The sequence below is a fragment of the Pseudomonas sp. C32 genome, from assembly GCF_030417915.1.
Lineage (GTDB): Bacteria > Pseudomonadota > Gammaproteobacteria > Pseudomonadales > Pseudomonadaceae > Aquipseudomonas.
Window position 1 is genome coordinate 182,976 of sequence record NZ_JAUHUK010000013.1, and the last position, 10,577, is coordinate 193,552.

Annotated in this window: 10 protein-coding genes and 4 tRNA genes; all 14 read right to left on the minus strand. The window is 54.9% G+C overall.

Annotation, left to right across the window (positions count from 1 at the left end; all coding sequences use genetic code 11):
* Positions 1-52: 52 nt before the first annotated feature.
* The 14 genes from rpoB to birA all read right to left on the minus strand — a co-directional run bounded on the left by rpoB (position 53) and on the right by birA (position 10,507).
* The gene (gene rpoB / locus QYH43_RS16875; RefSeq protein WP_095059511.1) at positions 53-4,126 is read right to left on the minus strand and encodes a DNA-directed RNA polymerase subunit beta; all 4,074 of its coding nucleotides are present in this window, start codon (positions 4,124-4,126) and stop codon (positions 53-55) included.
* Between the two features lie 220 nt (positions 4,127-4,346).
* Complete coding sequence (gene rplL / locus QYH43_RS16880; RefSeq protein ID WP_095059512.1) at positions 4,347-4,712, minus strand: 50S ribosomal protein L7/L12; 366 nt, start codon at positions 4,710-4,712, stop codon at positions 4,347-4,349.
* 75 nt (positions 4,713-4,787) lie between these two features.
* Positions 4,788-5,288 (minus strand): 50S ribosomal protein L10, encoded by a 501-nt coding sequence (gene rplJ / locus QYH43_RS16885; protein WP_007970413.1) that lies wholly within the window; start codon positions 5,286-5,288, stop codon positions 4,788-4,790.
* Positions 5,289-5,486: 198 nt separating this feature from the next.
* On the minus strand, positions 5,487-6,182 hold the full coding sequence (gene rplA / locus QYH43_RS16890) for a 50S ribosomal protein L1 (RefSeq protein WP_095059513.1): 696 nt from the start codon (positions 6,180-6,182) through the stop codon (positions 5,487-5,489).
* On the minus strand, positions 6,182-6,613 hold the full coding sequence (gene rplK / locus QYH43_RS16895; protein WP_007933726.1) for a 50S ribosomal protein L11: 432 nt from the start codon (positions 6,611-6,613) through the stop codon (positions 6,182-6,184). The genes rplA and rplK overlap by 1 nt, the downstream gene beginning before the upstream one ends.
* A 117-nt stretch (positions 6,614-6,730) precedes the next feature.
* Positions 6,731-7,264, minus strand: coding sequence for a transcription termination/antitermination protein NusG (nusG, locus tag QYH43_RS16900; protein WP_095059514.1), 534 nt, complete (start codon positions 7,262-7,264; stop codon positions 6,731-6,733).
* Positions 7,265-7,273: 9 nt separating this feature from the next.
* Positions 7,274-7,642 carry a preprotein translocase subunit SecE gene (gene secE, locus QYH43_RS16905; protein ID WP_007984402.1) on the minus strand — a complete coding sequence of 123 codons (369 nt, stop codon included), beginning with the start codon at positions 7,640-7,642 and terminating at the stop codon, positions 7,274-7,276.
* A gap of 45 nt (positions 7,643-7,687) precedes the next feature.
* Positions 7,688-7,763: transfer RNA gene (locus QYH43_RS16910), tRNA-Trp, on the minus strand.
* 175 nt (positions 7,764-7,938) lie between these two features.
* Positions 7,939-8,014 (minus strand) — tRNA-Thr (locus QYH43_RS16915).
* Between the two features lie 26 nt (positions 8,015-8,040).
* A tRNA-Gly gene (locus tag QYH43_RS16920) sits at positions 8,041-8,114 on the minus strand.
* A gap of 24 nt (positions 8,115-8,138) precedes the next feature.
* Positions 8,139-8,223, minus strand: a tRNA-Tyr gene (locus QYH43_RS16925).
* Between the two features lie 143 nt (positions 8,224-8,366).
* A complete protein-coding gene (locus QYH43_RS16930) occupies positions 8,367-8,804 on the minus strand; it encodes a hypothetical protein (protein ID WP_301157501.1) in 438 nt (145 codons plus the stop codon).
* Between the two features lie 7 nt (positions 8,805-8,811).
* On the minus strand, positions 8,812-9,561 hold the full coding sequence (locus tag QYH43_RS16935) for a pantothenate kinase (protein ID WP_095059516.1): 750 nt from the start codon (positions 9,559-9,561) through the stop codon (positions 8,812-8,814).
* A complete protein-coding gene (birA, locus tag QYH43_RS16940; RefSeq protein WP_301157502.1) occupies positions 9,551-10,507 on the minus strand; it encodes a bifunctional biotin--[acetyl-CoA-carboxylase] ligase/biotin operon repressor BirA in 957 nt (318 codons plus the stop codon). The genes QYH43_RS16935 and birA overlap by 11 nt, the downstream gene beginning before the upstream one ends.
* Between the last annotated feature and the right edge of the window lie 70 nt (positions 10,508-10,577).

The following is a 10,577-nucleotide window of genomic DNA, read 5'->3' on the forward strand; positions in this document are numbered from 1 at the left end:
TGGCGGAGCAGAGAGCGGGCAATCCTGCCCCGCTCTCGATTCGCGTCACGTGTTATTCGGTTTCCAGATCGATATCGATGCCGAGGGAACGAATTTCCTTGATCAACACGTTGAAGGACTCGGGCATGCCCGGCTCCATACGGTGATCGCCATCCACGATGTTTTTGTACATCTTGGTACGGCCGTTCACATCGTCCGACTTCACTGTGAGCATTTCTTGCAGAGTGTAAGCGGCACCGTATGCTTCCAGTGCCCAGACCTCCATCTCCCCGAAACGCTGACCACCGAACTGCGCCTTACCACCCAGCGGCTGCTGGGTAACCAGGCTGTACGAACCGGTAGAACGAGCGTGCATCTTGTCGTCTACCAAGTGGTTCAGCTTCAGCATGTACATGTAGCCAACGGTAACCGGGCGCTCGAACTTGTTGCCGGTACGGCCGTCGGTCAGCTGCATCTGGCCGCTTTCTGGCAGGTCCGCCAGTTTCAGCATGGCCTTGATTTCGCTTTCCTTGGCGCCGTCGAACACTGGAGTGGCCATCGGAACGCCGCCACGCAGGTTTTGAGCCAGATCCAGGATTTCCTGGTCCGAGAAGTCATCGAGGCTTTCCTGACGACCGCCGATCTCGTTATAGATCTCGTGCAGGAATTTACGCAGCTCGGCAACTTTACGCTGCTCTTCAATCATGCGATTGATCTTCTCGCCCAGACCTTTGGCCGCGAGGCCGAGGTGGGTTTCAAGGATCTGACCAACGTTCATACGCGAAGGTACGCCCAACGGGTTGAGGACGACGTCGACCGGGGTGCCATTGGCATCGTGCGGCATGTCTTCAACCGGCATGATCACGGAGACCACACCTTTGTTACCGTGACGACCGGCCATCTTGTCGCCCGGCTGGATGCGACGACGGATTGCCAGGTAAACCTTGACGATTTTCAGCACGCCTGGAGCCAGGTCATCGCCCTGCTGCAGTTTGCGCTTCTTGTCTTCGAACTTGTCGTCCAGCAGTCGGCGACGATCAACGATGTAGGCCTGAGCCTTCTCGAGCTGCTCGTTCAGAGCATCTTCAGCCATGCGCAGCTTGAACCACTGGCCGTGCTCAAGACCGTCGAGAACTTCGTCGGTGATGTCCTGACCTTTCTTCAGACCGGCGCCGCCTTCGGCTTTGTGGCCGACCAGAGCGGAACGCAGACGTTCGAAAGTAGCACCTTCAACGATACGGAACTCTTCGTTCAGGTCCTTGCGGATCTCGTCCAGCTGGGACTTCTCGATCGACAGTGCACGAGCATCACGCTCAACGCCGTCGCGGGTGAAGACCTGTACGTCGATGACAGTACCTTTGGTACCGGTAGGTACACGCAGGGAAGTGTCTTTAACGTCGCTGGCTTTTTCACCGAAGATTGCACGCAACAGCTTCTCTTCCGGAGTCAGCTGGGTCTCGCCTTTCGGAGTGACCTTACCAACCAGGATGTCGCCTGCGCCAACTTCAGCACCTACGTAAACGATACCGGCTTCGTCCAGCTTGTTCAGTGCAGCTTCACCGACGTTCGGGATGTCTGCAGTGATTTCTTCAGGCCCAAGCTTGGTGTCACGAGCCACACAGGTCAGTTCCTGGATGTGGATCGTGGTGAAGCGGTCTTCCTGAACCACACGCTCGGACAGGCAGATGGAGTCTTCGAAGTTGTAACCGTTCCAGGCCATGAACGCGATGCGCATGTTCTGGCCCAAAGCCAGCTCACCCATATCGGTGGACGGACCATCAGCCATGATGTCGCTGCGCTGAACCCGATCACCCTTGCGAACCAGCGGACGCTGGTTGATACAGGTGTTCTGGTTGGAGCGGGTGTACTTGGTGAGGTTGTAGATATCAACACCGGCTTCGCCAGTCTCGACTTCATCATCAGCAACACGAACCACGATACGGCTGGCGTCTACGGAATCGATCACACCACCACGACGAGCCACGACGCAAACGCCGGAGTCGCGGGCAACGTTACGCTCCATGCCGGTACCCACCAGCGGCTTGTCAGCACGCAGGGTTGGTACAGCTTGACGCTGCATGTTCGAACCCATCAACGCACGGTTGGCGTCATCGTGCTCGAGGAACGGGATCAGCGACGCTGCAACCGAAACTACCTGCTTCGGCGACACGTCCATCAAGGTGACGTCTTCCGGCGCCTTGACGGTGAACTCGTTCAAGTGACGAACAGCTACCAGCTCGTCGATCAGCATTTTCTTGTCGTTCATCGTGGCCGAAGCCTGAGCGATCACGTGATCAGCTTCTTCGATGGCGGACAGGAACACGATCTCGTCAGTGACCAGAGCGTCTTTCACCACGCGGTACGGGCTTTCCAGGAAGCCGTACTGGTTGGTGCGCGCATAAGCGGCCAGGGAGTTGATCAGACCGATGTTCGGACCTTCCGGCGTTTCGATCGGGCAAACACGACCGTAGTGCGTTGGGTGAACGTCTCGAACTTCAAAGCCGGCACGCTCACGAGTCAGACCACCAGGGCCGAGTGCAGAGACACGACGCTTGTGAGTGATCTCGGATAGCGGGTTGTTCTGGTCCATGAACTGAGACAGCTGGCTGGAACCGAAGAACTCTTTCACCGCCGCAGCCACTGGCTTGGCGTTGATCAGGTCTTGCGGCATCAGGCCTTCGCTTTCAGCCATCGACAGACGCTCTTTGACCGCACGCTCAACACGTACCAGGCCAACGCGGAACTGGTTTTCGGCCATTTCGCCTACGCAGCGAACACGACGGTTACCCAGGTGGTCGATGTCATCGACGATGCCTTTACCGTTACGGATGTCGACCAGGGTCTTCAGTACCGCGACGATGTCTTCCTTGCACAGCACGCCCGAACCTTCGATCTCGGTACGACCGATACGACGGTTGAACTTCATCCGGCCGACCGCAGACAGGTCATAACGCTCAGGGCTGAAGAACAGGTTGTTGAACAGAGTCTCGGCAGCGTCTTTGGTTGGCGGCTCGCCTGGACGCATCATGCGATAGATCTCGACCAGCGCTTCCAATTGGTTGCTGGTGGAGTCGATCTTCAGTGTGTCGGAGACGAACGGACCGCAGTCGATATCGTTGGTGTACAGAGTCTCGACGCGAACAACCTGGGCCTTGGCGATTTTTGCCAGGATCTCGGTGTTCAGCTCGGTGTTGCACTCTGCCAGAATTTCGCCAGTTGCCGGATGCACGATGGCCTTGGCGGTAGTGCGGCCCAGGACGTAGTCCAGAGGCACTTCCAGGGTCTTGAGACCGGCTTTTTCGATCTGGTTGATGTGGCGCGCAGTAATACGGCGACCAGCCTCAACGATGACCTTGCCCTTCTCGTCCTGAATATCAAGAACAGCGATTTCACCGCGCAGACGCGAAGCAATCAGTTCCAGGCTGAGGGTTTCGCCGCTCAGGTGGAAAACGTTGGTGGTATAGAACGCGTCGAGCACTTCTTCAGTGGTATATCCGAGCGCGCGCAGCAGTACCGATGCAGGCAGCTTGCGACGACGGTCGATACGCACGAATACGCAGTCTTTCGGGTCGAACTCGAAGTCCAGCCACGAACCGCGGTAAGGAATGATACGCGCGGAGTACAGCAGTTTACCGGAGCTGTGCGTCTTGCCACGGTCGTGGTCGAAGAACACGCCCGGGGAACGGTGCAGCTGGGAAACGATTACACGCTCGGTACCGTTGATTACGAAGGTACCGTTCTCAGTCATCAGGGGGATTTCACCCATGTAGACTTCTTGCTCTTTGATGTCCTTGATCGCTTTGTTCGACGACTCTTTGTCGAAAATGATCAGGCGCACTTTTACCCGCAAAGGTACGGCGTAAGTTACACCGCGCAATACGCATTCTTTGACATCAAAAGCCGGTTCGCCCAGACGATATCCGACGTACTCCAGCGCAGCATTGCCGGAGTAGCTGATGATCGGGAAAACGGATTTGAAGGCCGCATGCAGGCCCACGTCGCGGAACTGATCTTTAGTCGCTCCCGCTTGCAAGAATTCACGATACGAATCCAGCTGGATGGCCAGGAGGTACGGCACATCCATGACGTCCGGCAACTTGCTAAAGTCCTTGCGGATACGTTTTTTCTCAGTATATGAGTAAGCCATCAGCGTTCCCCAGCTTGGTCACCTGCTTGTTTGGCCCCTCCCGACGGGAGCAGCCAGAAAATCGTGCAAACCCCATGGTTTGCGCCACCGCATCGGGTGGTTACAGCACGTTATCGGCACCGACCCAGTCGGCTGCCAATAACGGAAAAAGGCCGGTGGCAAGAGCCACCAGCCATCAGCCTGTCGCTTAACGCTCGGGCTGGAGACGCAAAGTCGATGCTTACTTCAGCTCGACTTTAGCGCCTGCTTCTTCCAGAGCTGCTTTGGCTTTGTCGCCAGCATCTTTGGTCACTGCTTCCAGAACCATGGCAGGAGCGCCGTCAACTACAGCCTTGGCTTCTTTCAGGCCCAGACCGGTCAGTTCACGTACTGCCTTGATCACGTTAACTTTCTTCTCGCCAGCTTCCAGCAGCATGACGTTGAATTCAGTTTGCTCTTCAACAACAGCGGCAGCAGCAGCTGGACCAGCCGAAGCAGCAGCAGCGGTAACACCGAATTTTTCTTCGAAAGCTTTGATCAGCTCAACAACTTCCATTACGGACATGTTGCCAACTGCTTCAAGGATATCGTTCTGAGAGATAGACATGAATCTAATTCCTGATATTGGGGACGGCCTACGCGACCATCGAAAAAAACAAAAAACGCGAGAAGTTGACGAGCCTTAGGCTGCAGCAGCTTCTTTCTGGTCGCGAATTGCCGCCAGAGTACGAGCCAATTTGCTGGTAGCGCCTTGAATCACGCTCATCAGCTGAGAAATTGCTTCGTCACGGGTCGGCAGAGTTGCCAGTACGTCGATTTGGTTAGCTGCGAGGAACTTGCCCTCGAACGCAGCTGCCTTGATCTCGAACTTGTCCTGACCCTTTGCGAACTCTTTGAAAATCCGGGCAGCAGCGCCTGGATGTTCTTTGGAGAACGCAATCAGGGTAGGGCCAGTGAACACGTCGTTGAGAACACTGAATTCAGTGTCAGCAACAGCGCGCTTGAGCAGGGTGTTACGTACAACACGTACGTAAACGCCAGCTTCACGAGCCTCTTTACGGAGTCCGGTCATCGCGCCTACTGTTACGCCACGGGCATCAGCCACGACAGCGGACAGAGCGACTTTGGCAGCCTCGTTGACTTCAGCGACGATGGCCTTCTTGTCTTCGAGTTTAATTGCCACGGGTTTAACTCCTGCTTGTTACCGTTTCATCTGGTCGAAACCGGATGTCGTTTTGGTGTCTGATTCGGTAAGGAACCGGGAGCACCATCTGCGTAGGCTTGAGGTTTAAGACTTTCGTCGCCTACGGTCTTGGATAGCCCCCGCCAGGCAGGGACCCCAATTTTTCAATTGGCGCAATTACTTACGCCAATCTGTGTCTTACGCGTCGAGCGAGCCTTGGTCGATGACCAGACCTGGGCCCATAGTGGTGCTCAGGGTAACGCGCTTGACGTAAATGCCTTTCGAAGAAGCTGGCTTGATACGCTTCAGATCAGCGATCAGGGCTTCAACGTTTTCCTTCAGCTTGACGGCGTCGAAGCCGATCTTGCCAACGGAAGTGTGGATGATGCCGTTTTTGTCGGTGCGATAACGAACCTGACCAGCCTTGGCGTTTTTAACCGCGGTAGCTACGTCTGGAGTTACGGTGCCGACTTTAGGGTTAGGCATCAGACCACGTGGACCGAGGATCTGACCCAACTGACCCACAACGCGCATTGCATCCGGGGATGCGATCACTACGTCATAGTTCAGGTCGCCGCCTTTCATTTCGGCAGCCAGGTCGTCCATGCCTACACGGTCAGCGCCGGCAGCCAGAGCAGCTTCAGCAGCTGGACCTTGGGTGAACACTGCAACGCGAACGGTCTTGCCAGTGCCGTGTGGCAGCACAGTAGCGCTACGAACGACCTGGTCGGATTTACGCGGGTCAACACCCAGGTTTACAGCAACGTCGAACGACTCGCTGAACTTGACAGTCGACAGCTCAGCCAGCAATGCAGCGGCGTCTACAAAGTTGTAGGCCTTGCCTGCTTCGATTTTGCCGGCGATAGCCTTTTGACGCTTGGTCAGCTTAGCCATTACACACCCTCCACGTTAAGGCCCATGCTACGAGCAGAACCGGCGATAGTACGCACGGCTGCTTCCATATCAGCTGCAGTCAGATCCGCGTTTTTGGTTTTCGCGATTTCTTCCAGCTGAGCACGAGTCACAGTGCCAACCTTAACGGTGTTCGGACGAGCGGAACCGCTGGTCAGACCGGCCGCCTTCTTCAGCAGAACCGAAGCAGGGGTGGATTTGGTTTCGAAAGTGAAGCTACGGTCGCTGTAGACAGTGATGATCACTGGAGTCGGCAGACCTGGCTCAAGACCCTGAGTACGGGCGTTGAAAGCCTTGCAGAATTCCATGATGTTCACGCCGTGCTGACCCAGTGCAGGACCAACAGGTGGGCTTGGGTTAGCCTGAGCGGCTTTCACTTGCAGCTTGATGTAAGCGGTAATCTTCTTGGCCATGAGGCACTCCAATTACGGGTTCAAACGCCTCGAAAGGCTCCCCGGTTACTTGCGCGTTTATCCCAGTGACGACAAAACCCCACAGCCTACGGCTGCGGGGTTGGGATTTTTGTTCAACTAGACCTTTTCGACCTGGCTGAACTCGAGCTCCACCGGAGTAGAGCGACCGAAAATAAGCACAGCCACTTGGATCCGGCTCTTTTCGTAGTTAACTTCTTCAACGACACCGGTAAAGTCAGCAAACGGACCATCGTTGACACGTACCGACTCACCCGGCTCGAACAACGTCTTCGGCTTCGGCTTATCGCTACCATCAGCGACGCGACGCAGGATCGCCTCTGCTTCTTTATCGGTAATTGCTGCAGGCTTATCAGCGGTACCGCCGATAAAACCCATCACCCGAGGAGTATCCTTGACCAAGTGCCAAGTACCCTCGTTCATATCCATCTGTACAAGCACATAGCCAGGGAAGAACTTACGTTCACTCTTGCGCTTCTGGCCATTACGCATTTCAACCACTTCTTCAGTGGGAACCAGAATCTCGCCGAAGCCATCTTCCATACCGGCCAGCTTTACGCGCTCGATGAGCGAGCGCATTACATGCTTCTCGTAACCGGAGTAAGCATGCACAACATACCAACGCTTAGCCACGGGACACCCTTAGCCGACGATCAAGGAAACAAGCCAGCCGAGCAGGGAATCAAGCCCCCACAACAGCAACGCCATAACCAGAACAACAGCCACAACGATTAACGTGGTCTGCGTGGTTTCTTGGCGAGTTGGCCAAACGACTTTACGAATCTCGGTGCGTGCTTCCTTAACCAGTACAAAGAAAGACTTGCCCTTGACCGTCTGCAAGCCTACAAAGGCAGCTACGGCAGCAATAGCAAGCAATGCGAGTACGCGGTACAGGATCGGCGAAGCAGAAAAGTACTGATTGCCAACAACGCCAACAACCACCAGAGCGACTACTACTAGCCACTTGAGGAGGTCGAAACGAGAGCCTTGAGCTTCAGCTTTAGGAGTCATCTATGAAGATCCTGTGAAAAGAAAGCCAGATACACCGAGTGAATCTGGCAGGTCAGGAGGGAATCGAACCCCCAACCTACGGTTTTGGAGACCGTCGCTCTGCCAATTGAGCTACTGACCTAAAACAAAATCAGGCCGACCATTATGCCGACCCGAAAAAGACTTTACAACACTTACCAGGAAACCCTGATTGCAACACCGAACCTCACGATACCGGCAACCTTAAAAAACCACCTCAAGGCGCAACCACGACCACCTAAAACAAAGGCAGATATTTTCATATCTGCCTTGTTATATGGAGCTCTTGAGCGGATTTGAACCGCTGACCTCACCCTTACCAAGGGTGTGCTCTACCAACTGAGCTACAAGAGCGTAACACTGTGCAAAACCTGTAAACTTGGAGCGGGTAGCGGGAATCGAACCCGCATCATCAGCTTGGAAGGCTGAGGTTCTACCACTAAACTATACCCGCGAGGCTTACAGCTCTCGCTAAAAATGGTGGAGGGGGAAGGATTCGAACCTTCGAAGTCGTAGACGTCAGATTTACAGTCTGATCCCTTTGGCCGCTCGGGAACCCCTCCTAAGCGAGCCGGCATTCTACATCATGCCAGCCTTCTGTCAAGCATTTTTCTCATTAAAAACCTGAGCTTAGCTGCGTTGACCTCGCTTCACATCGCTACCCGTTACCGGTGTTCGCTGTGGAGCGGGCGCCATTCTATGCAAACTATTCGGTGGGCGCAACCCCTTCGCACGGCATTATTTTATGTTTTAACTCATTGAATTCTTTAGAAAGGTTTATCAGCTGCAGATCATCCAACCAACGCCTGCTCTCAGGCGCGATTCGCACCCAGTAACCAGAGGGCTCTGCGCCATTCCTGGGCAGAGATTGAAACTTTACCTCCATGCCACTCAAGCGTCGTTCCAGCGCTTGCGCGGCGTCCTGACGAACATATCCCCCCAAATAGAGGCAGGTAGCCTCCGCAGGCGCTCTCGCTTTGTCTCGAGGAGCTTCAGATGCTTCGCTCAACAAACGGATATCCTGCTGAGCGCCGCGATACAAATTCAACGGTGTGACATCTTTCGCACGCAAAGGTGCTTCCTGCTGGTGCCAGACGTAATAAAAGCCATTGAGGACAAGTAGCAGCAGAAACAACCAACGCATAAAAACCTCAGGACAAAGGGCAAGCCATAGCTAATCCGACAAAGACCAGGTCCGGAACGACTCTGGCCTGAGGCACCACCTCAGCAACCAGACCCGCATCCCCACCAGTGAGGAAGACTGTGAACCCTTCTCCCCAATAGCTGCGCGCCAACTCGAGCTGAGTCAGCACAAAGCCACGCAACATCAAAGAACAGCCACGCTCGACAGCTTCGACAGTGGTTCGACCAGGGACAAGCACCTCCAGCGCTCGCTCCGCTGCAAGATCCCCGTATCGAATCTTACGAGTGTGAGTACGCAGTTGGTTGCGCATCAATGGCATGCCCGGACAGATGAAACCACCAAGATGCTCTCCGTCTGCAGCTATGAAGTCAGCAGTTACCGCCGTACCGAAATCGAGCACCAAGCAGGCACCAGCCGCCAAGTGAAAACCACCAAGCATCGCCAACCATCGATCAAGCCCCAGACGGTCGAACTCCTCGTATCCATTTCGGACACCGGCCATCTCACGCACTGGCGCAGCACAAACGACAGATACGCTGTAGGTATCCGATAGCAACGACGTCAATGCCGTAGTTTCTTCAGCGGTCCTGACACTCACCATCCGGCAAAAAGTGAGAGCAAGGCCCGTGATCGCCTCCAGACTTTCCAGCAGCGCGAGATCCGAATCGACAACACCCTCACCGATCAGCTGCCGGACGCTTGTCGCAAGCACACGCCACTTGATGAAGCTATTCCCACAGTCGAGCTCAAGAATCATCACGCAACCTCAGGCTCAGCTCGCCACCACTGAAAACTTTCTCCACGCCACCAACCCTCAGACGCAATGCTCCCTGACTATCGATACCTACTACCTGGCCGTCTATTTTATTGACGCCGGCAATCAACGACACATCTCGCCCCTGCCATAAGTGATTTTGCTCCCACTCAGCCTGGATAGCCAAAAAGCCACCCGCCTGATGAAGAGCCAGGTATCTCTGAAGCGTCGCACCCAACGCTGCGACCAAATGATTGCGATCAAATACCTTGCCCGATTCAAGCCGCATGGATGTCCATTGCTGATCAACCTCATCAGTCGCCTGCATGTTCACATTAATTCCAACACCAAGGACCACGTGACACACATCAGCAGGATCTCCGACCAACTCCAGCAATATCCCGGCGATCTTTTTCTGACCGACCAGGACATCGTTAGGCCATTTCAACCCAACCCCTGGAATACTCAGCTCGCGCAATGTCTGCATAACGGCAAGCCCAACGACCAGACTTAATCCCTCTAGCTGACGCATACCACCATCAATACGCAATACGAGACTGTAATAGACATTCTCTGCAAATGGGCTCACCCACTTGCGACCGCGTCGCCCGCGCCCAGCAGTCTGCCGCTCAGCCAGCACCAGAAATGGTGCCGCTTGGCCCCGCTCGATCAGACGTAGCGCCTCTGCATTTGTAGAGTCGATCGAATCGTAAGCGAGGGCCGGCCACTCACAGGAAGATGCTCTCAAGATTTCCGAAGGATCAAGCAACACCAGTGACGTGGACAGCTGATAACCACGACCTCGGACCTTGTGAATTGAAAGACCTAATTCTGCCTCTAGATGCTGGAGCTGTTTCCACACAGCACTACGACTAACCCCCAGGGCAGCCCCCAAGGCTTCACCCGAGTGAAATCGACCATCTTTAAGAAGCTTTAACAACGTCAGCATGCAAGTCTCGCCTCACAATGAGGCCCGCATAATAGCCACGCCCCGAGCCATTGCATAGAAATCCCGGAGG